This window comes from Brevundimonas intermedia, assembly GCF_027922165.1.
GTDB classification, from domain to species: Bacteria; Pseudomonadota; Alphaproteobacteria; order Caulobacterales; family Caulobacteraceae; genus Brevundimonas; species Brevundimonas intermedia.
In genome coordinates this window covers 19,049-45,742 of record NZ_BSFD01000002.1, presented here as the reverse complement: position 1 = coordinate 45,742, position 26,694 = coordinate 19,049, and the positions used below count along the sequence as shown (strand labels likewise).

General features: G+C 65.6%; 33 protein-coding genes and 1 tRNA gene. 25 read left to right on the top strand and 9 right to left on the bottom strand.

Annotation, left to right across the window (positions count from 1 at the left end; all coding sequences use genetic code 11):
• Positions 1-92 precede the first annotated feature (92 nt).
• Complete coding sequence (locus PKE72_RS02785) at positions 93-752, bottom strand: COQ9 family protein (protein WP_271163948.1); 660 nt, start codon at positions 750-752, stop codon at positions 93-95.
• A gap of 189 nt (positions 753-941) precedes the next feature.
• Here PKE72_RS02785 and rpsU point away from each other — a divergent pair, with 189 nt between their 5' ends.
• Together rpsU and PKE72_RS02775 are read left to right on the top strand one after the other, a co-directional pair.
• Positions 942-1,196, top strand: a complete 255-nt coding sequence (gene rpsU / locus PKE72_RS02780; protein ID WP_271164667.1) for a 30S ribosomal protein S21 — start codon at positions 942-944, stop codon at positions 1,194-1,196.
• A gap of 152 nt (positions 1,197-1,348) precedes the next feature.
• Complete coding sequence (locus tag PKE72_RS02775) at positions 1,349-2,755, top strand: Do family serine endopeptidase (protein WP_271163947.1); 1,407 nt, start codon at positions 1,349-1,351, stop codon at positions 2,753-2,755.
• 10 nt (positions 2,756-2,765) lie between these two features.
• Here PKE72_RS02775 and PKE72_RS02770 read toward each other — a convergent pair whose 3' ends face one another.
• Positions 2,766-3,188 carry a VOC family protein gene (locus tag PKE72_RS02770; RefSeq protein ID WP_271163946.1) on the bottom strand — a complete coding sequence of 141 codons (423 nt, stop codon included), beginning with the start codon at positions 3,186-3,188 and terminating at the stop codon, positions 2,766-2,768.
• A 70-nt stretch (positions 3,189-3,258) separates the two neighbouring features.
• On the opposite strand from PKE72_RS02770, the gene PKE72_RS02765 reads away from it, so the two are divergent.
• The 3 genes from PKE72_RS02765 to PKE72_RS02755 are packed head-to-tail and all read left to right on the top strand — an operon-like array spanning position 3,259 to position 5,870.
• Positions 3,259-4,587, top strand: coding sequence for a replication-associated recombination protein A (locus PKE72_RS02765; protein WP_271163945.1), 1,329 nt, complete (start codon positions 3,259-3,261; stop codon positions 4,585-4,587).
• Between the two features lie 16 nt (positions 4,588-4,603).
• Positions 4,604-5,329, top strand: coding sequence for an RluA family pseudouridine synthase (locus PKE72_RS02760; RefSeq protein ID WP_271163944.1), 726 nt, complete (start codon positions 4,604-4,606; stop codon positions 5,327-5,329).
• A 52-nt stretch (positions 5,330-5,381) separates the two neighbouring features.
• Positions 5,382-5,870, top strand: coding sequence for a CC0125/CC1285 family lipoprotein (locus PKE72_RS02755; protein WP_271163943.1), 489 nt, complete (start codon positions 5,382-5,384; stop codon positions 5,868-5,870).
• Here PKE72_RS02755 and PKE72_RS02750 read toward each other — a convergent pair whose 3' ends face one another.
• Positions 5,871-7,067, bottom strand: a complete 1,197-nt coding sequence (locus tag PKE72_RS02750) for a hypothetical protein (RefSeq protein WP_271163942.1) — start codon at positions 7,065-7,067, stop codon at positions 5,871-5,873.
• 144 nt (positions 7,068-7,211) lie between these two features.
• Between PKE72_RS02750 and crcB the strand changes: the two genes are divergently transcribed.
• The 3 genes from crcB to PKE72_RS02735 are packed head-to-tail and all read left to right on the top strand — an operon-like array spanning position 7,212 to position 9,390.
• Positions 7,212-7,607: a fluoride efflux transporter CrcB gene (gene crcB, locus PKE72_RS02745; protein WP_271163941.1), complete on the top strand. Its 396-nt coding sequence runs from the start codon at positions 7,212-7,214 to the stop codon at positions 7,605-7,607.
• Complete coding sequence (locus tag PKE72_RS02740; protein WP_271163940.1) at positions 7,604-8,629, top strand: RluA family pseudouridine synthase; 1,026 nt, start codon at positions 7,604-7,606, stop codon at positions 8,627-8,629. Before crcB ends, PKE72_RS02740 begins: the two co-directional genes overlap by 4 nt.
• Positions 8,626-9,390: an ATP12 family chaperone protein gene (locus tag PKE72_RS02735; protein WP_271163939.1), complete on the top strand. Its 765-nt coding sequence runs from the start codon at positions 8,626-8,628 to the stop codon at positions 9,388-9,390. The genes PKE72_RS02740 and PKE72_RS02735 overlap by 4 nt, the downstream gene beginning before the upstream one ends.
• On the opposite strand, the gene PKE72_RS02730 is transcribed toward PKE72_RS02735, so the two are convergent.
• Positions 9,374-10,153 (bottom strand): pseudouridine synthase, encoded by a 780-nt coding sequence (locus tag PKE72_RS02730; RefSeq protein WP_271163938.1) that lies wholly within the window; start codon positions 10,151-10,153, stop codon positions 9,374-9,376. The two genes, PKE72_RS02735 and PKE72_RS02730, sit on opposite strands and share 17 nt — an antisense overlap.
• 210 nt (positions 10,154-10,363) lie before the next feature.
• On the opposite strand from PKE72_RS02730, the gene PKE72_RS02725 reads away from it, so the two are divergent.
• Together PKE72_RS02725 and PKE72_RS02720 are read left to right on the top strand one after the other, a co-directional pair.
• Entirely contained in the window at positions 10,364-10,576 is a 213-nt protein-coding gene (locus PKE72_RS02725; RefSeq protein ID WP_271163937.1) for a hypothetical protein, read from the top strand.
• Positions 10,577-10,831: 255 nt separating this feature from the next.
• Positions 10,832-11,233 carry a hypothetical protein gene (locus PKE72_RS02720; protein ID WP_271163936.1) on the top strand — a complete coding sequence of 134 codons (402 nt, stop codon included), beginning with the start codon at positions 10,832-10,834 and terminating at the stop codon, positions 11,231-11,233.
• Here PKE72_RS02720 and PKE72_RS02715 read toward each other — a convergent pair whose 3' ends face one another.
• On the bottom strand, positions 11,234-11,866 hold the full coding sequence (locus PKE72_RS02715; RefSeq protein WP_271163935.1) for a DUF938 domain-containing protein: 633 nt from the start codon (positions 11,864-11,866) through the stop codon (positions 11,234-11,236).
• Positions 11,867-12,004: 138 nt separating this feature from the next.
• On the opposite strand from PKE72_RS02715, the gene PKE72_RS02710 reads away from it, so the two are divergent.
• The 9 genes from PKE72_RS02710 (at position 12,005) to PKE72_RS02670 (ending at position 17,294) form a co-directional block, all read left to right on the top strand.
• The gene (locus PKE72_RS02710; RefSeq protein ID WP_271163934.1) at positions 12,005-12,139 is read left to right on the top strand and encodes a hypothetical protein; all 135 of its coding nucleotides are present in this window, start codon (positions 12,005-12,007) and stop codon (positions 12,137-12,139) included.
• 95 nt (positions 12,140-12,234) lie between these two features.
• Positions 12,235-13,569, top strand: a complete 1,335-nt coding sequence (locus tag PKE72_RS02705; protein WP_271163933.1) for a hemolysin family protein — start codon at positions 12,235-12,237, stop codon at positions 13,567-13,569.
• 95 nt (positions 13,570-13,664) lie between these two features.
• Positions 13,665-13,740 (top strand) — tRNA-Trp (locus tag PKE72_RS02700).
• A 70-nt stretch (positions 13,741-13,810) separates the two neighbouring features.
• Positions 13,811-14,110: a preprotein translocase subunit SecE gene (secE, locus tag PKE72_RS02695; protein WP_271163932.1), complete on the top strand. Its 300-nt coding sequence runs from the start codon at positions 13,811-13,813 to the stop codon at positions 14,108-14,110.
• Positions 14,111-14,123: 13 nt separating this feature from the next.
• Positions 14,124-14,699, top strand: coding sequence for a transcription termination/antitermination protein NusG (gene nusG / locus PKE72_RS02690; RefSeq protein ID WP_271163931.1), 576 nt, complete (start codon positions 14,124-14,126; stop codon positions 14,697-14,699).
• Positions 14,700-14,852: 153 nt separating this feature from the next.
• Entirely contained in the window at positions 14,853-15,350 is a 498-nt protein-coding gene (locus tag PKE72_RS02685; protein WP_271163930.1) for a GFA family protein, read from the top strand.
• Between the two features lie 173 nt (positions 15,351-15,523).
• Positions 15,524-15,955, top strand: coding sequence for a 50S ribosomal protein L11 (rplK, locus tag PKE72_RS02680; protein WP_008259841.1), 432 nt, complete (start codon positions 15,524-15,526; stop codon positions 15,953-15,955).
• Between the two features lie 3 nt (positions 15,956-15,958).
• On the top strand, positions 15,959-16,648 hold the full coding sequence (rplA, locus tag PKE72_RS02675) for a 50S ribosomal protein L1 (RefSeq protein WP_271163929.1): 690 nt from the start codon (positions 15,959-15,961) through the stop codon (positions 16,646-16,648).
• Between the two features lie 142 nt (positions 16,649-16,790).
• Entirely contained in the window at positions 16,791-17,294 is a 504-nt protein-coding gene (locus tag PKE72_RS02670; RefSeq protein ID WP_271163928.1) for a DUF2059 domain-containing protein, read from the top strand.
• Positions 17,295-17,321: 27 nt separating this feature from the next.
• Here PKE72_RS02670 and PKE72_RS02665 read toward each other — a convergent pair whose 3' ends face one another.
• Together PKE72_RS02665 and PKE72_RS02660 are read right to left on the bottom strand one after the other, a co-directional pair.
• Positions 17,322-18,488: an aspartyl/asparaginyl beta-hydroxylase domain-containing protein gene (locus tag PKE72_RS02665; RefSeq protein ID WP_271163927.1), complete on the bottom strand. Its 1,167-nt coding sequence runs from the start codon at positions 18,486-18,488 to the stop codon at positions 17,322-17,324.
• Positions 18,489-18,647: 159 nt separating this feature from the next.
• The gene (locus PKE72_RS02660; RefSeq protein WP_271163926.1) at positions 18,648-19,256 is read right to left on the bottom strand and encodes an NAD(P)-dependent oxidoreductase; all 609 of its coding nucleotides are present in this window, start codon (positions 19,254-19,256) and stop codon (positions 18,648-18,650) included.
• Between the two features lie 101 nt (positions 19,257-19,357).
• On the opposite strand from PKE72_RS02660, the gene PKE72_RS02655 reads away from it, so the two are divergent.
• From PKE72_RS02655 to rplL, 5 genes are all read left to right on the top strand, one after another.
• A complete protein-coding gene (locus PKE72_RS02655) occupies positions 19,358-19,717 on the top strand; it encodes a winged helix-turn-helix transcriptional regulator (protein ID WP_271163925.1) in 360 nt (119 codons plus the stop codon).
• 74 nt (positions 19,718-19,791) lie between these two features.
• The gene (locus PKE72_RS02650) at positions 19,792-20,241 is read left to right on the top strand and encodes an NUDIX hydrolase (RefSeq protein ID WP_271163924.1); all 450 of its coding nucleotides are present in this window, start codon (positions 19,792-19,794) and stop codon (positions 20,239-20,241) included.
• Positions 20,242-20,328: 87 nt separating this feature from the next.
• Positions 20,329-20,826, top strand: a complete 498-nt coding sequence (locus PKE72_RS02645) for a DUF2059 domain-containing protein (RefSeq protein WP_271163923.1) — start codon at positions 20,329-20,331, stop codon at positions 20,824-20,826.
• Between the two features lie 557 nt (positions 20,827-21,383).
• Positions 21,384-21,899 carry a 50S ribosomal protein L10 gene (rplJ, locus tag PKE72_RS02640; protein WP_183195529.1) on the top strand — a complete coding sequence of 172 codons (516 nt, stop codon included), beginning with the start codon at positions 21,384-21,386 and terminating at the stop codon, positions 21,897-21,899.
• 62 nt (positions 21,900-21,961) lie between these two features.
• Positions 21,962-22,345, top strand: coding sequence for a 50S ribosomal protein L7/L12 (gene rplL, locus PKE72_RS02635; RefSeq protein WP_183195528.1), 384 nt, complete (start codon positions 21,962-21,964; stop codon positions 22,343-22,345).
• A gap of 109 nt (positions 22,346-22,454) precedes the next feature.
• On the opposite strand, the gene PKE72_RS02630 is transcribed toward rplL, so the two are convergent.
• Positions 22,455-23,363 carry a CE1 family esterase gene (locus PKE72_RS02630; RefSeq protein ID WP_271163922.1) on the bottom strand — a complete coding sequence of 303 codons (909 nt, stop codon included), beginning with the start codon at positions 23,361-23,363 and terminating at the stop codon, positions 22,455-22,457.
• A 131-nt stretch (positions 23,364-23,494) separates the two neighbouring features.
• Between PKE72_RS02630 and PKE72_RS02625 the strand changes: the two genes are divergently transcribed.
• Positions 23,495-24,175, top strand: coding sequence for a type 1 glutamine amidotransferase domain-containing protein (locus tag PKE72_RS02625; RefSeq protein ID WP_271163921.1), 681 nt, complete (start codon positions 23,495-23,497; stop codon positions 24,173-24,175).
• A gap of 261 nt (positions 24,176-24,436) precedes the next feature.
• Here PKE72_RS02625 and PKE72_RS02620 read toward each other — a convergent pair whose 3' ends face one another.
• Positions 24,437-26,416: a M61 family metallopeptidase gene (locus PKE72_RS02620; protein ID WP_271163920.1), complete on the bottom strand. Its 1,980-nt coding sequence runs from the start codon at positions 26,414-26,416 to the stop codon at positions 24,437-24,439.
• Positions 26,417-26,694 lie beyond the last annotated feature (278 nt).

Here is a 26,694-nt window from a genome sequence, read left to right as displayed (position 1 = left end):
GGACGCGGATCCGGCGTTGCGTCTCACATTCGCATGGGGGGCTGACAGCCTGGTCCTCGGGTCAAGCCCGAGGATGACGGAGGGGAAGGGCGTTAGCCCCGCGCCCCATACCGCACGCGACTCAGCACGTCCGTCACCCTGCGGAAGGGCGCTTCGAAGTCCTTGCCGGCTTTCCACTTCTCGAAGGCCATGACGTTTTCGATGCGACGGGCGACGAAGGCTTCCGCCGCCTCGCGGCCGTCGAACCAGCGCATGGTCAGGGCGGGGATCAATATGCCCGACAGGATGGTCCGCTTCGAATAGTGGTTCCAGTCGGTCGATTCGTCGCCGGACCAGCGCCACAGATGATCGGCGCTCTCCCAGGCCAGTTTCAGCCCCAGATCGGCGTTGGTCGGCAGCGCGAGGAAGGCGGCGCAACGGCGCGTCGCCTCAAGGTCGGCGGCGCCGGCCTCCATCCGTTCGGACACGGCGCGGGCGATTCGTTCGCGAATCTTCAAAGACTTGGCGTCGATCGCCGCCAGAGCTTCCAGCGCGCGGGCGTCATGACGGCGCGACAGCAGGGCGGCCAGATCGCGCGCGCCATTGGGCAGCAGCAGTTCTTCGTCCCCGCGCGACAGGCCGCAGGCCTCGCAGGCTTCGCGCACCAGGCGGGCGTTCCAGCCCAGGGCGGGCGCACGGGACACGGCCGCGTCCAGCACGGTCTGTTCGGTCCGGTCGGCCCAGTCGTCGTTCTGTGTCATGAGGCGGAGCATACGCCCGTCCGGTCGGGGTTTCGAGCCTTCAACAATGGGCGCGACGATCTGGTCAGGCGATCTGGACAGAATGGGGCGGCTCGTGTACTAGCGCGCCTTCATCCGAGGGCTTGGCTTTCGGACGCTGATTTTATTTGTTCGCCCGTCTCCCTCAACAGGACGCGGCGGGCGGCCAAAGGAGAGTTCAACCTGGTACAGATTTTCGTTCGCGATAATAACGTCGATCAAGCGCTGAAAGCCCTCAAGAAGAAGATGCAACGCGAAGGCAGCTTCCGTGAAATGAAGCGCCACGTGCATTACGAAAAGCCTTCGGAAAAGCGCGCCCGTCAAAAGGCCGAAGCTGTCCGTCGCGCCCGTAAGCTGGCCCGCAAGCGCGCCCAGCGCGAAGGCCTGCTGCCCGCGCCGAAGCCGCGCGTTCCGGGGCCCGGCGCCGGTAGCCGGTAAGTTCTCGCGAACTGAAGAATTCGAGGCCGTCTTCGCAAGGAGGCGGCCTTTTTCTTGGTCTGGTTCCGATCCGTGGATGCGCCGCCCGCCTTGATCCCGCCCGAAAAGCCGGGCGGTATGGCGGGATTGAAGGCTGTGCTTCTCGGATGACAATGACGACCCGCTCGATCGTGCTCGCCGCCGCCCTGGCCCTGTCGGCCTGCGGCAATCCCACCAGTTCCAAGGCGCAGGAGGGCGAGTTCGCCCAGCCGACGCGCACGGCCCCCAGCGACGCGGCGGGGATGAAGTCCAGCTTCGCTCCCGTGGTGCGGTCGGCCGCGCCGGCGGTGGTCAATATCTCGGCCCGCAGCGTGCAGCGGGTCCAGGCGGTCGATCCCTTCTTCCAGTTCTTCGGCGGCGGCATGCCCCAGGCGCGGGTGGCTGAGTCGGTCGGCTCGGGCGTGATCGTGCGTTCGGACGGGATCGTGGTGACCAACAATCATGTCATCCAGGGCGCCCAGCAGATCAAGGTCGTGCTGAACGACCGGCGCGAGTTTCCCGCCACCGTCATCCTGGCCGACGAACGCAGCGACATCGCCGTGCTGAGGCTGGAAAACGTCAGCGACCGGCTGCCGGTCCTGGCCATCGACGATCAGGAAGAGCAGCAGGTCGGCGATCTGGTCCTGGCCATCGGCAATCCGTTCGGCGTGGGCCAGACCGTGACCAACGGCATCATCTCGGCCCTGAACCGTACCGAGACCGGCATTTCCGACAGCGGCTCCTTCATCCAGACCGATGCAGCCATCAACCCCGGCAACTCCGGCGGGGCGCTGGTGGACATGGACGGCGACCTGATCGGCATCAACACCGCCATCTTCTCACGCTCAGGCTCGTCGGCGGGGGTCGGGTTCGCCGTGCCCGCCGCCATGGTCAAGCGGGTGGTCGATTCGGCCCTGGGCGGCGCCAAGGCCGTGGTCCGTCCCTGGCTGGGCGTGAAGGGCGACACCGTCACCGGCGACATCGCCGGCAGCCTGGGTCTGAGCCGGCCGCAGGGGCTGGTCGTCACGGACGTCTATGCGAACGGTCCCGCCGCCCGCGCCGGCCTGCGCCAAGGCGATGTGATCACGGCCGTGGACGGTCAGGAGATCAACGACCAGAACGGGCTGAACTACCGTATTGGCTCCCGCAATCCGAACGATCAGGTCCAGGTCGCCGTCCTGCGTGACGGCCGGGCCGAGACCCTGACCGCGCGGGTCCAGACCCTGCCGGGCGACGCCGATCCGGACCAGGGCGTGACCATCCAGTCCGGTCCCTTCGCCGGCGCCGAGGTTGTGGCGTTGAACCCGGCCCTAGCCGACCGGCTTGGCGGCGACCCGTTCGCCAGCGGTGTCATCATTATCGGCCTTTCAGGTCGGGGATACGCCGCGCGCGCCGGCTTCCGACAGAACGACTTGATCGTCAGTTTGAACGGTCGCCCAATCAGCACGGCCCGTGACTTGGAGAGCGCCAGCGCTGGCCGAGGGCCGTGGGAGTTCGTCATCGTCCGCAATGGTCGTCAGATCCCCGGCGTATTGCGCTAAGCGACGCGGATCAGCCTTTCCTCGGTCCGCCGATCGACCAGGTGTGGCCGAAGGGGTCGCGAAGGACGCCGTAGCGGTCGCCCCAGAACTGGTCCGCCATGTCCATCAGCGGCTCGGCGCCGCCGACGGTCATGGCCCTGGTCCACCAGGCGTCCGGATCTGCGACCCGGAGGTGGAGGGTCACCCCGACCGGACGAATGTCCGCCTGACCCGTGTATTCCGGGAACTCGTCGTTCAGCATCAGGCTGGCGCCGTTGATCTTCAGATGGGCGTGGATCAGCCGCTCGCCGTCGTCGGCCAGGCGGCGATCCAGCACCTCGGCCCCGAAGGCGATGATGTAGAAGTCGACGGCGGCCGAGGCCCCGCGCGACGGAATCGTCAGGTGGGGTGTCAGGCCGCTGGTCGGGCCTTGGTTCGGATGGGCGTCGGTCATGATCGATCTCTACAGCGCTGACCCATACTAACGGGTGAAAACCGCTTTAGGCACGACTACATAGGTCGCAATGAGCGATCTGTTCGAAGCCTCCGGCATCTTGCCCCCCGACGCGCCTTTGGCAGACCGTCTGCGACCGCGCACGCTGGACGAGGTGGTGGGGCAGGATCATCTGCTCGGCGCCGGCGGGCCGATCCGTCGGATGATTGAGGCGGGGCGGTTGGGCTCGATGATCCTGTGGGGGCCGCCGGGCACCGGCAAGACCACCATCGCCCGGCTGCTGGCCCAGGCGGCGGGCTATGAATACCAGTCGATCAGCGCCGTCTTTTCCGGCGTCGCCGATCTGAAGAAGGCGTTTGAGGCGGCGCGTATGCGCCGGGCGGCGGGGCAGAGCACCCTGTTGTTCGTCGATGAGATCCACCGGTTCAACCGCGCCCAGCAGGACGGCTTCCTGCCCTTCGTCGAGGCCGGGGTCGTCACCCTGGTCGGGGCCACGACCGAGAATCCCAGTTTCGAGCTGAACGGGGCGCTGCTGTCACGCAGCCAAGTCTATGTGCTGAAGCGGCTGGACGACGCGGCGCTGGATCAACTGCTGGCGCGGGCTGAGGCGCATCTGGAGAAGGCGCTGCCACTGGCGCCGGAAGCGCGTCAGGCCATGCTGGCCCTGGCCGACGGTGACGGTCGCTACCTGCTGACCATGTCCGAGGTTCTGTTCGACCTGCCCGCGGCCGAAGTCCTGGACGTGCAGGGGCTGGCCGGCGTGTTGCAACGCCGCGCGCCCGCCTACGACAAGTCGAGAGAAGAACACTACAACCTCATATCCGCCCTACATAAATCGGTGCGGGGCTCGGATCCGGACGCGGCCCTGTACTGGCTGGCGCGGATGCTGAACGGGGGCGAGGACCCGCTGTATCTGGCGCGGCGGATCGTGCGGATGGCGGTCGAGGACATCGGCGAGGCGGACCCCCTGTCGATCTTGGTCGCCAATGCGGCCAAGGACACCTACGACTTCCTGGGCAGCCCCGAGGGCGAACTGGCCCTGGCTCAGGCTGTGGTGCATCTGGCCACCGCGCCAAAGTCGGTGGGGGTGTACGAGGCCTTCAAGGCGGCCAAGAAGGCGGCCTATGAGACCGGGTCGCTGATGCCGCCCGCCCATATCCGCAACGCCCCGACCAAGCTGATGAAGTCGCTGGGCTACGGCAAGGGCTATCAGTACGACCCCGACACGCCCGAGGGCTTCTCAGGCGCCAACTTCTTCCCCGACGAGATGGAGCGCCGCACCTTCTACAAGCCCAAGGGCGAGGGGCATGAGGAGAAGGTCAAGGCGCGGCTGGAGCGTTGGGCCGAGATGCGGGCGCGGCTGGCGAAGGAGGCGACGGTGGACGGGGCGGGGGACTGACCTCTAGAAGCCCCCAATGACAACCCGCCAGCCCGTCGCCCTGTCCGAGGATGAGATCGCCGCCGTCCGGTCGTGGGTGATCCATGAGGACGCTCATGTGATCGCCTTTTCCAAGCCGTCCGGCCTGTCCAGCCAGGGCGGGCGGATCCAGGCACATACGCTCGATGATCTGCTATGGGCCTTTGCGCGGTCGAACGGCAAGCGGCCGGAACTGGTGCATCGACTGGACCGCGACACTTCGGGCGTGATCCTGGCGGCCAAGACCAAGCCGGCGGCGGGTTTTCTGGGCAAGGCGCTGCAGATGCGGCGGTTCCGCAAACAGTATCTGGCCCTGCTGTCCGCGGCGCCGGATCCGGCATCCGGGACGATCGACGCCCCGCTGCGGCGCGAGGAGATCGGGCGCGAGTCCTATATGCGGGTCGTCGCCTTCGATGCGCCCGGCGCCCAGGGTTCGCAGAGCCGCTATCGGACTCTGGCCGCCAATGATCAGGGGGCGGTGGTCGAGCTGGAGCCGCTGACCGGGCGGATGCACCAGTTGCGGGTTCATATGGCCCATCTGGGGCGTCCGCTGATCGGAGATGTCCGCTATGGCGGGGCGTTGACGACAGAGGTGGGGCCGGCGCCGCGCCTGATGCTGCACGCCGCCAAGCTGAGCTTTCCTCATCCGGAAGGCGGGACCACCACGGTCGAGGCGCCGCCGCCCGCCGATTTCGCGGGTTTGCGAACCGCGCTGGGCCTCTAGACGGAACGCTCCGGCTCAAGCAACGCTATCTCCGTCAAAGGGAGACAACGCCATGAAGCGCCTCGCCATTCTCAGCCTCGCCGCCTCGACCCTCGCCCTGGCCGCCTGCGCCAGCCTGGCCCCCTACGGCGCCCAGCGCGCCCCGGGGGGGCAGGGGTATTCGGAGCAGCGGATCGAGTCCAACAGGTATCGCGTCACCTACAACGGCGTCGGTGCGCCGGGCGCTGTGGCGGATTACGCCCTGGTGCGGGCGGCCGACCTGACAACCGATCAAGGCTATGACTGGTTCGAAGTGACCCAGAGCTGGACCGACGGCCGTCCCGGCGGCGCAGGCGGGGTGCGGCCCAGCGTCTCCATCGGCGGAGGCTCCAGCCGGTATGGCGGTTATTCGTCCTCGGGCGTCGGGGTGGGTCTGGGCCTGAACTTCAGCGGGCCGAGCCCGACCTCGACCTCGCTTGAGATCGTCATGGGACGGGGGCAAAAGCCCGACCGTCCGAACGCCTATGACGCCCGGTCGGTGCAGGCCTCAATCCCGCGCTGATCAGCGCCCTCGGGTGAGGGCGCGATATTCGACCAGCCGCTCCTTGTCGCGCCGCACCTGGTCGCCGACCGTATTGTCGACGTCCAGCGAGGCGTAGCGGACCCAGCCCTCGGCGCCCAGCTTGTCCTGGATCGCCTGAGCGGGCGTCTGCCAGCGGAAATAGGACAGCCAGGACACGCCGCCCGCCAGCAGGACGGCGATGATCTGAAGAATGCGGAAGCCGATCTCATTGGCCTGCGGCGCGGGGAAGAAGGCGAAGAAGACCAGCCAGATCAGCAGCACCGTCGGGGCGGTGATCCGCCCGAACCACCGCATCCAGTAGCGTTCGCGCCGCACGCGCCACAGCTCCATCTGGATGAACTTCTCCAGATATTCCATCCGGGCGCCGATCCACATGACCAGCCGCGTCAGATAGAGGGCGCGCTGGCCCCAGGCCTTGCCGTCCATCTGATAGGTGGTCTCGGCTTGGTCGGACAGGGCGCGGGCGTTGGTGAACAGGTTCTGCAGCTCTCGCGTCCGCTGCACGATCTCGCGCGACAGCTCGTAGGAGTCGTTCTCCAGCCGGAACCGGTACTGGATGAACAGGATGGTCGAGACGCCGAAGAAGATCCCGCCCGTAATCAGCATGGCCAGGACGCTCAGGCCCAGACCGGCCGGTTGCCCTCCGGCCCAGTCGGCGAACAGGGTCGGGCCCATCTCGGCCAGGACGGCGAAGGCGATCAGGGCCAGGGCCTGGGTCAGCCGCTTGATGCCGACATGGACGCATAGGGCGCGGAAGATGCGCCGACCATAGGCGTGAACCCGGCCGCGGATGTCGCGGTCCGCCGGGAATCGCTCCTCGATCTGGCGCGCGAACAGGACGTGGAAACGGTCGGGCTTCTTCTCGTTCTCCCAGAAGGGAAAGATTTCGAGCGGCTGGTTGAAGTAGAGGTCGATATTGCCCGAGATCTTGGCGATCGAGGCGTCGTCCAGGGTGAAATAGTCGCTTTCCTGGATGGGGCGCAGCACGCCTTCATCGGACACCGCCGGGGTGTCGGTGGGGGTCGGGTTCGGCGGCGGCGCGCGCTGCGCCTCCGGAGCCTCCTGCGGCGCGAGATCATGCGGCTGCGCAGCAGGCGGCGCCTCCGGTTCGGCGGGCGGCGTCGGCGGAGTCATAGTGGGTGCGATCACCGGGCTCTGGCTGTCTTCCTGCGACATGACTTGGCTTCCCCCAAACCGCTGACGGCTCATCTTGGATATCGCCGTTAACCGTGTCCAAGGGCAAGTGAAGTTTCGGTCAGACGGGCGTGACGGCGCGGGAGGCTTCGCTTTCGGCGCCGTCGGCGTATATAGCGCCGGATCATGACACGGTTTCTTCTCGTCGCCGCCGGCGGAGCACTGGGCTCGATGGCCCGGTTCGGCCTCGGCCTTCTGGCCGCCCGGCTGGCTCCGAACGCCACATGGCCAATGGGCACCTTCGCCGCCAATGTTCTGGGCGGTCTGGCCATGGGGCTTCTGGTCGGGTGGCTGACGTTCAAGGGCGGGGCGCAGCAGGAGACGATCCGGCTGTTCGCCGCGGTCGGCGTGCTGGGCGGTTTCACCACCTTCTCCTCCTATTCGCTGGAGGCGGTGATGATGATCGAGCGGCGGGATTACGCCCTGGCCGCCGCCTATGTCGTCGGTTCGGTGGTCCTGGCCGTCGTCGCCCTTTTTATCGGCCTGATGGTCGCCCGCCGCGCCTTTGGAGCCGCCCTTTGACCGACCAGCCCCCCATTGAGGACGCGCCCAAGCGCGAAGTCCTGACTATCTATGTCGCCGAGGACGAGGACGGCATCCGGCTCGACCGCTGGTTCCGTAGGCGCTGGCCCCACTTGTCCAACATACAGGTGCAGAAGATGGCCCGCAGCGGTCAGATCCGCGTGGACGGCGCGCGGATCAAGCCCGAGGGCCGCCTGACCGCCGGCGCCGCCGTGCGCGTGCCGCCGATCCCCGACGACACCTCGCGTCAGGCCGGGGATCTGCACACCCTGTCGGAACGGGACATCGCCTTCGCCAAGTCGCTGGTCCTCTATGAGGACGACATGGTCATCGCCATCAACAAGCCGCACGGCCTGGCGGTCCAGGGCGGCACCAAGACCAGCCGCCACGTCGACCGCCTGCTGTCGGCCTGGGGCGAGGGGATGGACCGGCCGCGCCTGGTCCACCGTCTGGACCGCGACACCTCGGGCGTTCTCCTGCTGGGCAAGGGGCCGGAGGCGGCCAAGCGGCTCGCGGGCGCCTTCGCTCGTCGTCAGGCCAAGAAAACCTATTGGGCCATCGTCATCGGCAACCCGAAACCCTATTCGGGCCAGATCGACATGCCGCTGAAGAAGACCGGCATCAACGACTTCGAGATGATGCGCCCGGCCGAGCGCAAGGATCCCAAGGCTGAACCGGCCGAGACGGCCTTCAGCACGGTGTCGCGCGCCTCGCACCGCGCCTCGTGGATGGCCTTGCGCCCCTTCACCGGCCGGACTCACCAGCTGCGCGCCCATATGGCCGGGATAGGCCACCCGATCCTGGGCGATCCCAAATACGGCGACGAGAAATCCAGGGAACTGTCCGGCCCGCTGAAGCTGCAGCTCCATGCCCGAAGCATCGAACTGGATCATCCGCGCGGCGGCGTGCTTAAGGTCACGGCGCCTCTCAGCCCCGAAATGAAGGCCGGCTTCGCCCACTTCGGCTTCTCGGAGGACGAGGCGGAGGACGATCCGTTCCTGGGCGTGAAGAGAATTCGATGAGCCATATTCCCCCGCTCGATCCCATGGTCGCGGCCCGAAAGGGTTTTCGCGAAGCTGAGGAAAGGGTGCGCCGCTTCTGGAGCGCTGTGTCGGTCGGGCCGCACGGAGACGGCGGCTGGGCTGTGCTGCTGGATGGGCGGACGCCAAAGACGCCGGCCAAGGCGCCGCTTGTGCTTCCGACGCAGGCCGCCGCTCAGCTCGTGGCCGAAGAATGGGCTGCGCAGGGGGAGATCGTCGAACCTTCAACCATGCCGGCGACGCGGCTGGCCTCTACCGCCATTGATCGGATCGGCCAGGCGCGCGAGCCGGTGGCGGAAGAGATCGCGGCCTACGCCGGGTCGGACGTGGTCTGTTATCTCGCCGAACATCCGACGTCGTTGGTCGAGCGCCAACAGCGCGAATGGGGGCCGTGGCGCGACTGGGCGGCGCGCGAGATGGGGGTGGCGCTTGAGCCCATCGCTGGGATTGTGCATCGGCCGCAGTCGCCGGACGCCATCGCGCGGGTTAAGGCGCACGCCCTGTCGATGGACGATTTCCGCCTGACGGGGCTGGCGACGGCTGTGCCTTTGCTGGGTTCGGCGGTGCTGGCCCTGGCGGTGGAGCAGGGGGCGCTGGCGGGCGGCCTCGCCTTCGACCTGTCGCGGATCGACGAGCTGTTTCAGGAGGAACAGTGGGGCGTGGACGCGGAGGCCGCCGAACGCACTGCGGCCCGGCGCGCCGAGGCTGAACTGCTGGACCGGTGGTTCAGGGCGTTGGACTAGCCGTCGAGGCGGTGATGAGGGCGGCGCGTTCCTGATCGGTCAGATGACGCCAGCGGCCTTCCGGCAAGTCGCCGATCTCCAGCGGGCCGATACGGATGCGGTACAGGTCCACGACTTCCAGCCCGACCAGTTCGCACATGCGGCGGATCTGGCGATACTTGCCCTCGGTCAGGACGAAGCGCAGGCGTTGCGGTGCGATCTGGGTCACGCGAGCGGGCTTCAGCGGCTTGTCGTTCAGCACCAGGCCGTGGCGCAGGCGGCTGAGCTTGCCCTCGGTGATCACGCCGTCGACGACGACCAGATATTCCTTGTCGAGTTCAGACGCCGGCCCGATCACCGCCTTGGCGACCACGCCGTCGGACGACAGCAGCAATAGACCGCGTGAATCTTCGTCCAGCCGTCCGATAGGGGGCAGGGAGGCGTCGCGCGCCGGAACCTCGCCTTCGCCGATGCGATTGGGGGCTTTCAACAGGCGCACGGCCGGGATCTTGCCGGGGTCCGGCTGGCCCGAGACGTAGCCGACCGGCTTGTGCAGAACCAGCGTCATACCCGAGGCCAGGGCCTGCTGGGCGGTGTCGTTCAAGGTCAGGGTCTGGCCCGGCTCGATCTTGCGGCCGGCGTCGCTGATGGTCTCGCCATCAATGGAGACGAGGCCCTCGGCGATCAGGCTCTCGGCCTCGCGCCGCGAACAGACGCCGGTCTGTCCCAGCCACTTGTTAACGCGGACGGGTTCATCGCCGTCATAGGTGCGGGTGAAGGCCATCGGGCTCCGTCCAGTCGATGGGGGTGTCTAGGCCATCCGGCGTCGCTGCGGAACTCCCGCCATCCTAATTCCGTGAGGGAAGCGGCATGATTTCATGGGCTTGAAAATAATTTCCTTGCTCTACCCGGCGCTGGTCCAGGCGGCCTTACAGTGGACGCCGGGTCTTTGACATTCGGGGAGAGCCTCAATCTCGTGCGGCGACAGGAAGGGATGCCGGCTGAATTCGCAGTCGGAACTGCACAGTGCAATTTTCTCGTAGAGTTTTTTACTTCAAAAACAACGGCATGGCGGGCGCTTCAAATTGAACTTGCACAGCTTTTGACGCTGCAGCTTCGCATGATCACCCGTGTCGTCCTGATTTTAAGAACGGCTCCTGAACTATTTCAGCATAAAAAGCGCGGCGATCGAACCGTCGGCTGTTGAACTGGCAAGCCGTTTCACTATATCTGCGGTCATTCCACAAATGAGCCATTGTGCGTTTCCGCTGATGTCGGACGTGCCGATTTCATTTTTTCTTGCTCGTTCGTGTCATTGATCAGGCATCCTTGGCTGTCAGATTTGAAAAAATATTGAAACATTGAAGGAGACGTCTTGTACGCTCAAAGCAAATCTTCCGCCGGACCCCGTCGCACTGGTTACAACCGTCCCGTTCCGACCCGGCTGCGCATGGGGCTGGTGATGCGACGTGACATGGAATTCGGTGAACTGGGCGACGTTGAAGGCGCGCTGCGGGCCGAAGGCGTCGGCTTGGCCCCCATCTCGACCGGCGACGCGAGTCTTGTCACCGGCGGCGTAACTGTGCTGGCGACTGCGACAGCAAACGACATCGTCGAAGGGCGGTTGCGGGGCCTGGTCGTACCGGGTGGTTCGCAGGATGAGGCCTCGTTGGCCGCCGTGCGATCGCTGGTTGATTTGGCCCGCGCCAATGATTTGTTGGTGATCGCCTTCGCCGACGGCGTGGCTGTAGCGGCCGAAAGTTTCGGCGTAGCAGCAGAGGCGCATGGCGCCCTGTTCAAGGCTGGCAAGGCGACCCTGCTCAACGAGCGCGCCGACCTCTCGGCCGCCGTCTCGGCCCTGTAGTCAGGCGCTTCTGAACAGAAGCATCAGATTGTTGGCCGGCATCTGCACCCGACGCGTGGCGGCTAGGCCATGGGATCGGGCCAGGGCATCGACCGCCTCGCGGTCGCGAAGGCCCCATGCGGGGTCTCGCGCTTTCAGACTGTCGTCGAAGGCTGCGTTCGATTCCGCCAGCGGAACCTCCGCCTCGCGATAGGGGCCGTACAGCGCAAGAAGACCGCCGGGGCGTCTCAGCACGCGGCCGGCCATATCCATCAGCCCCTCGGTCGCCGACCAGGGGCTGATGTGCGTCATGTTCGCGCAATACAAGGCGTCGAAACCGTCCCGAGGCCAGGTCTCCGGATCATCGGCGTCCAGCGCCATCGGGGGGCGCAGGTTTGATGGGCCGCCACGCCTCCAGGCCGAGATGCTGGCGCGCGCCTCCGGGCTGGGATCGCTGGGCGTCCAGTCCAGGCCGGGCAGGGCAGAGGCGAAGGCCAGGGCGTGTTCGCCTGAGCCTGCGGCGACTTCCAGCACCCGTCCACACGCAGGCAGATGCGCCCTCAGCACACCTAGAATCGCGTTGGCGTTCCGTTGCGCGGCCGGCGAGGAGAGGGCCCCGTCAGGCAGGGCGGCGAGCGAGTCCAGACTGTGCATGCCTCTGTAATAGACGTCTCGGAGCGGGAAGGGGAGGACGCGCTCCCGCCGTGTGTTCGTCTGGCAGGCGCATTGATTTGCTCAAGGCTTAATCAATCGTTTATGTCTGTCGTTGACATTAAGTGATTGGTAACCACGATGCGACGCGCGCTTCATATCGGACTGTTCATCGGCACGGTGCTGGGGATGTCCGCCTGCGCGTCGCAATATGACGCCGACGGCTGGCCGTCATCCGGGACCTATGGCTCCGTCGAGGCCGGGCGGGCGGGCTGACGTCAAAGGAAAACGTGGCGTAAAGCCGCGTCCTCCTCTACTATCCTTGGGCGGACGCCGTCTGTCGCGCCGCGTTGGTCTCCAAAAACCCCTAGATGTTACTCATCGCTATTGTCGTCGTTCTGCTCCTCGTGGTGCTCAACGGCCTGTTCGCCATGACCGAATTGGCGGTCGTCTCCTCCCGCAGGTCCAAACTTCAAAGTCGAGCGGAGAAGGGTGACCGCGGCGCGCGCAAGGCGTTGAAACTGGCGGAGGAGCCGACACAGTTTCTGTCGGCGGTTCAAGTCGGCATCACCCTGATCGGCATTTTGGCGGGCGCCTACGGTCAGGCGACCATTGCGGGCGAGTTGGACCGAATCCTGGAAGTCAGCTTTCCGTCGCTGGCGGCCTATACCGAAATCTTCTCGACCGCCCTGGTGGTCGTCTGCATCACCTATATCTCGCTGATCGTCGGCGAGCTGGTGCCGAAGCGCCTGGCTCTGATCTTCCCCGAGACGATCGCCTCGAAGATGGCGCCGCCGATTTCGACCCTGGCCATCGCGCTGAAGCCCTTCGTCCTGCTGCTGACGGCCTCGACCTCGGGCATCCTCAAACTGCTGGGCGTCAAGGACCGGGACGGTTCGGACGTCACTCAGGAAGAAGTGGCCACCATCCTGGCGGAGGGCACGTCGGCCGGCCTGATCGAGCCTGAAGAACAGGTGATGATCGAAGAGATATTGCGTCTGGGCGACCGGCCCGTGCGCGTGGCCATGACGCCGCGCCATGACGTCTTCTGGATCGCCCTGGACGATCCCGAATCGGTGCTGCGCGAGGAAATTCGCACCTGTCCGTATTCTCGCATCGTTGTGGCGCGCGAGAGCGACGTCGATAATCCCCTGGGCGTGGTCCACAAGAAGGACCTGCTGGACGCCCTGCTGACCGATGGACGGTTTGACATCGAACCCCTGGTCGCAGAACCGGCCTTCATTCCCCAATCGACCTCGGTGCTGAAGGCGCTGGAGATCCTGAAGGGCTCCAAGGTCCATATGGCCTTCATCGTTGACGAGTACGGCGCCTTCGAGGGCGTGGTGACGGCGACCGACATCCTGGAAATGATCGCCGGCGACTTCAACGAGGGTCACGACGAGGAGCAGGCCTGGATCCATCAGCGCGCCGACGGCAGCTGGCTGGTCGACGGCCAGACCGATCTGGACGAACTAGCCGACACTCTGGGCGAGGACTTCGGGGAGCATGAAGGCTTCCACACCGTCGCCGGTCTGATTCTGCACCAGCTGTCGCGCGTGCCGGATGAAGGGGAGGTGGTGCAGGTCGGCCGATTCGAGGTCGAGGTCGTCGATATGGACGACCGCCGCATCGACAAGCTGATCTTCAAGGAACTGATCCAGGCCCAGGACGAACGGGCCGCCATCGCCGCGCATCTGGAAGACTAGTCGCAAGTGTCACATCGCCCTTGAAATGCCGGGCGGCGTCGGGCATACGCCCCCCTCTGGCGAACGCACGGACCCGAGGGTTCGCGCGATTGTCTAGGAGTTTAGCTCAGCTGGTAGAGCACCGGTCTCCAAAACCGGGGGTCGTGGGTTCGAGTCCCCCAACTCCTGCCAATCCCCCCTGTCGCTTCCGGATGGGACTTCCCATCTGGGGCGACAGGAACAATTGTGTGAAGAGCAACTGATGGCCAAGGCCAAATCTCCCGGCAAGCGGCCCCAGGCGGGCGCCAAGCCCCAGACGGCTGCGGCCGCGGCCGCCATCACCGTCGATGCGCCCGCGCCCAAGAAGCCGCGCACGAGCCCTGGCGACTTCTACAAGCAGGTCATGGCCGAGGGTCGCAAGATCGTGTGGCCCAGCCGCAAGGAGACCTGGATCACCTCGGTGATGGTCTTCATCATGGTGGTCATCGCCGCGATCTTCTTCTGGGTTGTCGACACCGGTCTCGGTTTCGCCTTCCGCTACATCATCGCTCTCGGATCCTGAGAAAGACGCGCCCATGACCGATGCAGCGCCCGCAAAGCCCGCCAATCCGCGCCACAAGTGGTATATCGTCAACGCCTACTCGAACTTCGAGAAGAAGGTGGCGGAGCAACTGCGCGACCAGGCCAAGCAGCAAGGCCTGGAAGACGCCTTCTCCGAAATCCTGGTTCCGACCGAGGACGTCGTCGAGATCCGTCGCGGCCGCAAGGTGAACTCGGAACGTAAATTCTTCCCCGGCTATGTGCTGGTGAAGATGGAAATGACTGACCAGGCCTATCACCTGGTCAAGAACACGCCGAAGGTCACGGGCTTCCTGGGCGCCGCCGGCGGCACCAAGCCCCTGCCGGTTTCGGAACGTGAAGTTCAGAACATCATCGGTCAGGTGGAAGAGGGCGTCGAACGTCCGAAACCCACCATCCGCTTCGACATCGGCGAGAAGGTCAAGGTCATCGACGGACCCTTCGCCAGCTTCGACGGTTCGGTCGAGAGCGTGGACGAGGAACAGGCCCGTCTGCGCGTCGCGGTGTCGATCTTCGGCCGCGCCACCCCGGTCGAGCTGGAATACGCCCAGGTGGAGAAGGTCGCGGGCTGATCGCCCTCTGACCGGTTCAGATTTGAAGCCGCGTCCGAAAGGGCGCGGCTTTTTTCTTGTCGCTTCGGCTCGTCCCTGACGGGGGAGGCGAGCGGGGGCGTGTTGCCTTCCGCCCCCGTCTACTTGATGTTTCTGGCGTCTGGGGAGGATGCGATGGCGGTCGATAGGATCCACGAAGGCGGCTGCGCCTGTGGCGCGGTGCGTTATCAGGTCGAGGGCGAACCGATCTTCGTCAACAACTGCCACTGCCGCCTGTGCCAGAGGCAGACGGGGTCCACCTCCGTGGTCAACGCCTTCTATGAGACGGAACGGCTGACCCTGATCGAAGGCGAGCTGTCCGATCACACCGTCCCGGCCGGCAGCGGCGGACCGCACGTCATACGGCGCTGTAAATCCTGCGGCGTCGCGGTGTGGAGCCACTATCCCCGTCTTGGTCTGCTCGGCGCAGGCCTGCGGGTCGGGACGCTGGATCAACCCGGCGCCTTCAGGCCTGACGCGATCATCTTCACCGAGAGCGCCATGCCCTGGGCAGTGTTCCCGGACGATATTCCTGTGTTCGAGACGGTGTATGACCAGACGCAGCTTTTGCCGTTTGAGCGGGTTCAACGGCTGATGGCCTTGGTAGAGCGACGCAAGGCGGGAGAGGGCTGAGGCGGCGCGCCGCGTTCGACCTCCGTTTGCCTTTCATCCCCCCCTCTGTTAAACGCGCGCCTTCGCTCGGCGGGCCTCGGCTCGTGGAGCGACAAATCCGTGGGAGGCAGCCATGCCGCACCACGGCTCACCGGCCCGCCGTTAAGTCGTCGGGTCATTCATAGGAGAGACCAATGGCCAAGAAGATTCTCGGCTATATCAAGCTGCAAGTGCCGGCCGGTTCGGCCACGCCTTCGCCCCCGATCGGCCCGGCTCTGGGTCAACGCGGCGTGAACATCATGGGCTTCTGCAAGGAGTTCAACGCGCGCACCGAGAAGGAAGCCAAGGGCACCCCGCTTCCGACCGTCATCACCGTCTATCAGGACAAGTCGTTCACCTTCATCACCAAGACGCCGCCGGCGACCTGGTACCTGAAGCAGGCCACGGGCCTGAAGTCGGGTTCGAAGCTGGTCGGCCGTGAAGTCGCCGGCAAGATCACGCAGGCTCAACTGCGCGAGATCGCCGAAAAGAAGATGAAAGATCTGAACGCCAACGACCTCGACGCGGCGGCCAAGATCATCGAAGGCTCCGCCCGCGCGATGGGCCTCGAAGTGGTGGAGGGCTAAACCATGGCCAAGCAAACCAAGGCTCAAAAGGCCCGTACCGGCGTCACCCAAGACCTGCTGCCGTTCACCGACGCCATCAAGCTGGCCAAGGAAAACGCCAAGGCCAAGTTCGACGAATCCCTGGAGATCTCGGTCAACCTGGGCGTCGATCCGCGTCACGCCGACCAACAGGTCCGCGGCGTCGTCAACCTGCCGTCGGGCACCGGCCGTGACGTTCGCGTCGCCGTCTTCGCCAAGGACGCCAAGGCCGCCGAAGCCACCGCGGCCGGCGCTGAACACGTCGGCGCCGAAGATCTGTACGAGAAGATCGCCGGCGGCTTCATGGAGTTCGACCGCGTGATCGCGTCGCCGGACATGATGGCCCTGGTCGGCCGTCTGGGTAAGGTGCTGGGCCCGCGCGGCCTGATGCCGAACCCGAAGGTCGGCACCGTGACCCCGAACGTGGCCCAGGCCGTCAAGGACGCCAAGGGCGGCGCCGTTGAGTTCCGCGTCGAGAAGGCGGGCATCGTCCACGCCGGCATCGGCAAGGTCTCCTTCACCCAGGACGCCCTGGAAGCCAACGTGAAGGCCATCGTGGACGCCCTGGTGCGTTCCAAGCCGGCCGGCGCCAAGGGCACCTATGTGAAGCGCATCAGCCTGTCGACCACGATGGGCCCGGGCTTCAAGGTCGACCCGGCCTCGCTGGGCGCCTAAGCCGTCCGGGTCGAAAGACAATCGGTACTGAAGAGCGGCGGGGAGCAGTCCCCGCCGCTTTTTTCTTGTCTACCGCCGCACCACCCGGCAGGGTGTCGTTTCTAACTGGGGGTGTCGGATGAGACGCGTTTTTGGCGGGCTGATGCTGGCCTTTACCCTGTTCTGTGCACCCGCCGCCTTGGCTGAGACGCGCGACGACAGCGCCGCACGGCTGGCGCTCGCGAGCAAGTTTGTCGCCTTGATGCAAGGTGAGGAAATGGGCGCTGCCTTGGCGCAGATGACGACGATGATGATGCCCGGGGAGCTCGAAGGCATGTCCGACGAGGATGCGGCCAAGTTCCGTCAGGTCATGGGCGACATGACCGCTCGCATGATGCCTCGCATGTTCGAGGCCATGGCGCCGATCTATGCCGATATCTTCACTCTGGAAGAACTTCAGGGTCTCGTGGACTTTTATCAAAGTGATATCGGCCGCTCGATGGTGGCCAAGAGTTATCAGGCCGCCCCGCGTCTGGCAGCGGCGATCCAGTCGATCATGCCGGAGATTATGGCCGATATGGGCAATCTGCTGTGCGACGAGTTTGAATGCACTGCGGAACAGCGACGTGAGCTGAAGTCCGCCATGGCTGAGGCCACACGAAACTAACCTATTGCGCCAGAGCGGGAGGCTTCGTCAGTCCTGCATGAAGGCGCGTTGGGCCTTCATCATGGCGGTGATCAGCAGTTTTTCCTGCTCGGTGAGATAGGGGTTCCACACGTCGAAGATCAGGATGACCCGAATGTCGTCGGCGTCGTTCCAGGCCTCGTGCTCGATGGTGTCGTCGAAGACCCAGGCCTGGCCCATCTTCCAGTTCCGCACGGTATTGCCCACACGGAAGCGCGCGCTGCCGGGCAGCCGCAGTGGAAGGTGGGCTAGCAGCCGAACGTTGGAAGATCCGGTGTGCGGCGGAATATGGGTGCGGGGCTGAAGCGCCGAGAAGACGGCCGTGGGCGAGAATCCGTCCTGATGCGCCATCGGCAAGCCTTCCAGTATGCGCGTCGTCTGCGGGCAGCGGTCGCACATCGCCTGCTGTTTCTCGCCGTTCTTCCAAAGGAAAAGCGACGTCCATTTGCGAGAGTGATTCAGCTCGCCCCACTGGTTGACCGGGGCGCCTTTTGGGAAGGCTATATAGGGCGTGAAGGCGTCGAAACTCTCTTCCAGCAGCGGCTCCAGCTCAGCCTGGATTGTCTCGGTAGCCGCCTCCAGTTCTGCCAGCCAAGGAAAGAGCGTTCGGTCGTAGAACGGAATTACGGGCAGCCTGGGGTAGTTCAGCAATAGAGGCTGCTGTTTCACCGGCTGTTTAAGCCCCGCATAGATTTCAAGGCTCTCGTCGAAACGGTCGCGAACGGCCTCCTCCAGGCCGTCCTTCAGAGCGGCGACCTCGGCCTGCATGAAGTCGCGCAAGGCGCTGGCGTGGGTGTCGACCAGATGGGCGGCATAGTCCATCTGGGCCGTCACCGTCGGCGGGATATGGGTGCGCGGCGGCGCGATCTTCAGGGCGTCGCGATAGACGGGAACAGCGGCCTTTGCGCCGGCGATCTTCTCGACCATGGCGCCCTTGGCCAAAAGCGCCATGAAGTCGTAGGGTTGGAGCTCAAGAGCCTGGTCCAGAATGCCGATCGCCGCCGTGAAGTCGCCGAGAAGACGATAGGCGACGGACCGGTTCAGCAGGCTGTTGTGCGTGCGTCCGAACGCGTCGGCGCGATCCAGCAATGTCAGGGCTGTAGGGGCGTCATGCCGCGCCAGCGCCTGGCCCGCCTGGAGCAGAAGCGTCTCCTGCTCGCTGTCGATCTTGGCCATGCGACGCTCCCCCAAGCGCAGATGAATATTCTGTAATCTTGCATGCCGCAAACCGGGGTCAATGCGGAATCGTCCGTATCGGGAGGAGCGGCGCGATTTGGCGGAGGGTGTTGCAGAGGACTGTGGCGGCGGGACCGAAGCCCCGCCGCCGGCCGTTTCTCAGTAGGCGGCCGTGAAGCGGGCGCGGCTGTGGTTGTGCTGTTCCAACTCGTCCACCATGGCGATGGCGTAGTCGGCAAAGCTGATGCGGCTTTCGCCCTTGTCGTCGGTGATCAACTGGTTCCCGCCGGTGCGGAAGACGCCGAGGCGAGGGCCCTCCTCGATGAAGGCGGCAGGGGAGAAGAAGGTCCAGTCGATCTCCGTCTCGTTGCGGAGGTCGTCCAGGAAGGCGACGCCGGGCAGGGCGTAGGGTTTGAACTCTTCAGGAAAGTCCGGGGTGTCGATCAGGCGAACGCCCGGAGCGACCTCCAGGCTGCCGGCGCCGCCGGTGACCAGCAGGCGCGGCACGCCGGCGCTCTTCAGCGCGGACAGCAGGGTGTCAGCGGTGACATTGTGGTGCAGCGCGCTGATCACCGCATCCGAACCCGTGATGAGTTGGGCCAGGCCGGCGACGTCCGACGCGTCGCCGGCAGTCGCCGTGACGCCGGGCGCGGCCGGAATGGTTTCGGGCTTGCGGGCGATGGCGACGACGGTGTGGCCACGCGCGGCCAGTTCCTTGGTGATTTCCGAGCCGGCGCGACCGCTGGCGCCGAGGACTGCAACTTTCATGGACGATCTCCTATGGTATCCAATGGGTACCAAGTGTTATAAGCGGCCCCATGTCACAAGAAGGCACTTTCCTCTCATCTGGTCACCTGGCGGAAACCCGCTTGCCTGACGTTTTTTCCGCAGCCTGCCCGACGCGGCAATTGCTGGATCGGGTCGCCGACAAGTGGACGACCCTGGTTCTCACGCTGCTTCGGGACGAACCGATGCGGTTCAACGCCTTGCGTCGGCGTATCGAGGGCGTCTCGCAGAAGATGCTGAGCCAGACCGTCCGCCAGCTGGAGCGGGACGGACTGGTCACCCGTACGGTGACGCCGACCGTGCCGGTCTCGGTCTCCTACGCCCTGACGCCGCTGGGCGAGACCCTCGTCGGTGCGCTCCAGGCCATGATCGACTGGGCCGAGGACAATATGGCCGAGGTCGGCAAGGCGCAGGCGGCCTATGATGAACGGCGGCTCGACTGAACTTTCAGGACGCGGAGCGGTTGACGGAACGACGGAAACCGCGTTTTGCAGGCCGCGCCTGACGGGGATAGAGAATGGCCAAAGCCGCGAAACGCACAGGCCGGTCGGAAACGCGTCAGGTCGCCGCCCTGCCGTGGCGACGCGGCGACGCGGGTCTGGAAATCCTGATGATCACGTCGCGAGAGACGCGGCGCTGGGTCATTCCCAAGGGCGGTCGCATGGCGGGCAAGACCGACGCCGAAGCGGCGGCGCAAGAGGCCTTGGAGGAGGCTGGGATCCACGGTCCAATCGGGGCGACGACCATTGGTCATTTCCGCTATGCCAAGATTGTTCGCAACGGCGATCTGAGGCGACACGTCGTCGCCGTCTACCCGATGGAGGTCGTGCTTCAACTGGGCGACTGGCCCGAGGCGCACCAGCGCGACCGGCGTTGGATGACGCCTGAGGCGGCGGCGGACAGTGTTCACGAATCCGACCTCGCCGCCTTGATCCGAGACTTCGCCGCCACGCTTCCGAGCGATTGAGCAACCGAGGGGCGATTCCCTCTGGCCACTTCCACGCCGTGCTCGGATAAGAATGGTAAGGGGGGCGATATGCGTATCATTGGACTTTTGACGGTTGCGGCGCTGTTTGGCCTGTTCGCGGTCGGACCTGTCGCAGCGCAGGATCGCGGCCTGGCTCAGCGAACAGCGCTGGCGGAGCGGGTTATTCGACTCTCGGCCGGGCCGAACTTCACCAAGGTCATGGAGGCGATGATCGCTGACCAGTTGGCCAAGGCGGATGAGGAGGGGCAGGGCGCCGAGGAGGCGGCTTGGCTGCGGAGTAATGCGCCGCGCATGCTGACCAGCATGGTCGATGACATGATGGCGGACATGGTCCCACACTATGCCGCCACGTTCACAGTCGAAGAGCTGGAGGCCCAGATCGCCTTCTATGACAGTCCCGTAGGGCGCCAGGTCGCGACGAAGACTCTTCAGCTAAGCGCGGTGATGAATGAGCTCACCATCGAACATTTGACGGCCTTCACCGAGGAGCTGATGACCAAATATTGCGCCCAGTTCGATTGCGAGATCGATGATCAAACAGGACATAAATCCGGCCGACATTAGGGTTCAGTCGTCCAGTTCGGGGTGGGGGCGGAATATGCCGTCATCATTGAACGGGATGCGGCGGTCGCTTTTTAGATAGGCGCTGACACGGGGCAGAGCGGCAACCCTGTCGCGGGCAGTGCCTTGCCGTCGTCCTGACGCGAGACATCGACATAGTCGGCGCCCCGGCTTCCAGCGACAGGCGGACGAACTCGCCCCGTCCCTGGATGGTCGGCCAGTAGTAGAGTTCATAGGCCATACGCTCGGCTTCTTGATTTCCTGTCGAGGTCCCTGTAAGAGCGCCGCTTCCCGTTAGAGGTTCACGCCTTTGACGGTCCTGTCCGAGAACTTCGGGGCGTGGGGGTCACCCAAGCCATAACTGTCAGAGAGCCCTCTGACGCCGTGGGGAGATGGGGACGCGAACCTTACGCTGTCAGCCCGCATTCCGGGACGGACGCCGTCAGACGCATCCTTCGGACAATACGACCGGCCTGAACGCTGTGCAGCGATGTGCGGCGCTTTGGCCAATCCGTCGTCGGGAATAAGCCCGGCGGCGAATACCAAGACTGGAGACCGCAATGGACCGCGCTCAAAAAGCCGAGTCGATCGAAACGCTCAAGGGCGTATTCGCCGACGCCGGCTCCGTGGTCGTGACCCACAACCTGGGTCTGACCGTTGCGGAAATGGAAGATCTGCGCGGCCGTCTTCGTAAAGAAGGCGGCGCGTTCAAGGTGGTCAAGAACCGCCTGGCGCTGAAGGCGCTCGAAGCCGAAGAAGGCAGCGAATTCCACGGCCTGTTCAAGGGTCCCGTGGGCATCGCATACGCCGAGAACCCCGGTACGGCCGCCAAGGTCGCCACCGAGTTCGCCAAGGCCAACGATCGCTTCAAGATCGTCGGCGGCTTCATGGGCGACACCGTCGTCGATCAGAAGGGCGTGGAAGTTCTTTCCAAGCTCCCGACGCTCGACGAAGTGCGCAGCCAAATCATCGGCCTGCTCAATGCGCCTGCGACCAAGATCGCCGGCGTGCTGCAAGCACCCGCCGGTCAGCTGGCTCGCGTGTTCAACGCCTACGCCACCAAGGAAGCCGCGTAAGCGGCCCAGCCTTTCATCTCTGCATCACTCCCTAATCCCAATCCTCCGAAGGAAAACTGACAATGGCTGACCTCGCCAAGATCGTCGAAGACCTGTCCGCGCTTACCGTTCTGGAAGCCGCTGAACTCTCCAAGCTGCTTGAAGAAAAGTGGGGCGTCAGCGCCGCTGCTCCCGTCGCCATGGCCATGCCGGCCGGTGGTGGCGCCGCTCCGGCTGAAGCCGCCGAAGAGCAAACCGAATTCACCGTTGTCCTGATCGACGGCGGCGACAAGAAGATCAACGTGATCAAGGAAGTCCGTGGCGTGCGTTCGGACCTGGGTCTGAAGGAAGCCAAGGACCTGGTCGAAGGCGCTCCGCAGAACGTCGTCGAGAACGTCTCCAAGCAAGTCGCCGACGAAGTCGCCAAGAAGCTGACGGAAGCCGGCGCCAAGGTCCAGATCAAGTAAGATCTGACTTTCGGCATTTGCTGAATATCGGAAAGGCCCGGCGGGAAACCGCCGGGTCTTTTCTTTTGTGCCTATCGCGCTTTGCGCTACTTGAGGCCGTTGGCGAGGATCAGTCCTGCCGTGAGTGACGGGCGAAGAAGGCCCACATGGCTTCGTTGTCAGCGACCCAGCTGTGGCCGCCGTCGCGGGTGATGCGGCCGACGACCTCGGCGCCGTCGCGGCAGTCGGCGTAGCCTTCCTCATAGACCGAGGCCGAGACCCAGAGCGTCGGGCGGGTCGTGGCGCAGCTGTTCAACTGGGCCCAGCGCTGCTCGGCCGCGTGCATCGTATAGCTCCAGTAGGGAGCGCCGCCGCCCTGGATCGGGTTGGTCGTATCGGCGTCGCCGGCGAAGGCGATTATCGGCATTGGGCGCGAGGGCCGGCAGGTGGCGGGGTTGGGGCGTTCGGGGGCGTCCTTGCGCGGATTGCCGGCCCGCAGGCCGACCACCGGCGCGATGGCGGCGAAACGGTCGGCCGCCACGCACCCCAGCCAGGACGTCATCCGACCGCCGCCTGACAGGCCTGTGGCGTAGACCCGGCTGTCGTCGACGCAGCCTTGGGACGCCAGTTCCTCGACCGTCTCCAGCAGGAAGGCGACGTCGTCGGCGTCCTGTGGACCCGGCACGTCGCCGGTGATGGTCGGCACGCCGGGGACGTTCCAGACGAAGCCCCGTTCGACCGGAATGCCCGCGTCCGGCGCGGCGACGATGAAGCCGTGGCGGTCGGCGGTCTCGGCCAGACCCGAAGCGCTCAGGATCGCCGCCCCCGTGCCGCCGCTGCCGTGCAGGACGAAGACCAGGGGCGCAGGCTTGGCTGGGTCGAAGCCGCGCGGAATATGGATCTGCACCGTGCGCCGGTCAGGACCGAAGGCGACGCTGCGGGTGGCGCCGGGCGCCCCGATCCCGCAGTCGGCCTTGGCGACGGACGCCAGTCCAAATGCGCCCAGTCCGAACGCCAAGGCTCCGAGCCAATGTCTCATGCCGTGTGTCTCCTTGTGTACTGGCCGGGAGAGTGGGGCGATTCCTGGATGCGCCACACAGGTCGGTCGCCGACCATTGGCGGGATCGGTCTGGCTTCCCATTTGTTAGGCCTGAAAAGGAGATCCCCCACATGAAGATCCTGACGGTTCTGACCTCGCACGATCAACTCGGCGACACCGGCAAGAAGACCGGCTTCTGGCTGGAGGAGTTGGCCGCCCCCTATTATGCGATGAAGGACGCGGGCGCCGAGATCGTGCTGGCCTCGCCCAAGGGTGGGCAGCCGCCGCTGGACCCCAAGAGCGACGATGCGGACGCCCAGACCGAGGACACCCGCCGGTTCAAAGCCGACGCCGAAGCCCAGGCGGCGCTCGCTTCGACCGTGCCGCTGTCGTCCGTGAAGGCTGACGACTTCGACGCCGTCTTCTATCCGGGCGGCCACGGACCGTTATGGGATCTGGCCAACGATGCGGACTCCATCGGTCTGATCGAGGCTTTCGCCAAGGCGGACAAGCCGACCGGATTTGTCTGCCACGCGCCGGGCGTGCTGAAGTCGGTCCATGGGCCGGACGGCAAGCCGCTGGTCGAAGGCCGGAAGGTGACGGGCTTCACCAACTCGGAAGAGGAGGCCGTCGGCCTGACGGACGTGGTGCCCTTCCTGGTCGAGAATGTGCTGATCGCCAACGGCGGCGACTATTCCAAGGGGCCGGACTGGGGGTCGTATGTCGTGGTGGATGGCAAGCTGGTGACGGGTCAGAACCCGGGCTCGTCGCGTGAGGCGGCCGAGGCCCTGCTGGGGTTGTTGAAGGGCTGACCGCTTACCTCCCCTTCGGCGACGGCCGAAGGGGAGGTGACCCGGGTGTCCTTTCGTCATTCCGGGCGAAGCGCAGCGGAGACCCGGAACCCAGCGGCGCGTGAGAGCGCGAACCTGTCGCGGACTCGCTCTTTGGATATCGTGCGGCGGATAGATTTCGCCTCCGGCGCCGCTGGGTTCCGGGTCTACGGGCCAAGCGGCCCTTCGCCCGGAATGACGAAAGAGAAGGGAGGCCAGCGCATAATGACGCTGGTGTGAGCTTCAGCGCTTCCTCGGCGCGAGGATGTCCGACAGCCGATCCGGCGTTCCTTCGATTCGTTCCAGGCGCGGATAGCGCAGGCCGTCGTGGTAGTTGAAGGCGACGGTGCGGAAGCGGTCGCCGGACTTGATCAGCAGTTCTAGGGGGGCTTCCGTGCCCTTGGCGGCGGTGACGGCGTTGCGGAGCACCTCGGCCGAGCCGGCCTTGCCGTTGACGGCGACCAGGCTCCAGCCCGCGCCGATGCCCTGTTCGAAAGCGGGACCTCCCCAGAGGATGTTGGCGATCTTGTCGCCGGACAGGGTGAAGCCCAGCGAATACTGGAAGTCGTTGGCCCAACCGGTGTTGACGGCCTTCTCGTCGGCGTTGGGCGCGTCGGTATAGGTCAGGCGCCAGCCGCCGCGCTCGATCCCCGCCAGAGGCGCGCGGGCGTCGGGGCCGACGGCGTCGAGCCGGTCGCGCAGGAAGCCGGCCCAGTCGTGCGGATGGACGGCGTTCAGGGCGGCGACCACCTGGTCGAAGGTGTAGCCCTGGGGCGCCCAGGCGCCGTCGCTGTGGCCGAAGAAGGCCTTGGCGAAGTCGTCGAGCGACTTGCGGCCGTCGGTCTCGGCCCGGATCAGGGTGTCGGCGTCGAGCCAGACCAGCAGGCTTTCGCGGTAGTAGTCGCCCGTGCCGCGCATCCACGAGGGGAACTGGCCCGGCACGCGGTAGCCGAGGAGGTTGTGGTTGTTCGTGTCCTGAAGCGCGCGCCACTGCCGGCCCGGCTGGTTGTCGTAGAAGGCGGCGACATTGGCCAGGGTGGCCAGGGCCACCGGCTTGGAATGGAGGCCTGATCGGGCCGCCAGGACGTCGCCCCAGTATTCGGTCTGGCCCTCATAGACCCACAGCAGGGTGTTTTGGGTTGGGACGTTGTGGTTAGCGGTCAGTTCGTCCGCCGGGCGCATGAACTTGCCGTTCCAGGAGTGGGTGTACTCGTGGGGCAGCAGGCCCCGGTCGCCGGCGCTCTTGGCCCAGTCGGTGAAGAAGCCGGGGGCGCCGGTGTTCTCGGACGAGCGGTGATGCTCCAGGCCGATGCCGCCCATCTGGTCGGTCAGGGCGAACAGGAATTCGTAGCGGTCGAAGTGGCGGGCGCCGAACAGACGGTCGGCCTGCTGGACCATGGTCTCGTAGAGCTTCAGCTGCTCGTCGGTGGCCGCCAGGCCCTTTTCCTCGTCGGCGAGGAGGTTCAGGTGGACGCGGTCACCGGCCGGGTCGATATCGACGCGGCGGTAGTGGGCGCCGGCGAACATCGGGCTGTCGATCAGGGTGTAGAGGTCGGTCGTCTCGAAGGCGGCGACGTCGCCGTCTCGGGACGCCGTGGTCAGGGCCGTGCCGTATTTCCAGCCGGCGGGCAGGACGACCGAGGCGGCGACCGGGATCTGGCGGCTGAAGTAGCCGGCCGGATAGAGAATGGCCTTCTCCCACTGAAGATTGACCATGGCCGGGGTCATCAGGACGCGCCAGTTGGAGCTGTCCGGCTGGGTCAGTTGCTGGAAGGCGACCTCGATCTGGGTCACGCCCGCCGGGATGTCGAGGTGGAAGGCGTAGGGCTCGAGGGTGTCGCGCAGCCACTCGATTCGCCGGCCGTTCGCCGTGACGGTCAGGCCGGCCAGCAGTTGGATCGGTCCGGTGTCGGCGTGGTTGCCGGGCAGGTATTTCGGATAGAGCAGGGTCAGGGGGCCGGGACCGGCGACGGGGATGGTCTGGCGGACGCGGATGATGCGGCGGTCGAGGTCGGTGATGTCGGCCCGGTACTGGATCACGCCGGGATAGGGGGTGTCGGCAGGGGCCGGGATGGCGGGTTGAGGCCGGGGCAGGGCCAGGGCGGCCTGGGTCGCGTCGGTGACGACCGGGGTGGACTGGAAGTCCTGGGCCAGGGCCGGGGCCGGGGCGGCGGTCATCAAGGCGGCGAGGCAGGCGGCGGCGGTCAGGCGGGTACGCGACATCAGGTCATCCGGGCATGAGGGCAGGCGCACACCGTCGGTGAGCGGGGGAGGGGCGTCAAGCGACAGATAGTCACCTTCTCCGCGCGCGAAGGCGCGGGGGGAGACGACGCCGACCTTCCTTTCGTCATTCCGGGCGAAGCGCAGCGGAGACCCGGAACCCAGCGGCGCGCGAGAGCGCGAACCTGCCGCGGACCGGGTGTTTCGACACCTTGGGGCGGATAGATTTCGCCTTCGGCGCCGCTGGGTTCCGGGTCTTCGGGCCAAGCGGCCCTTCGCCC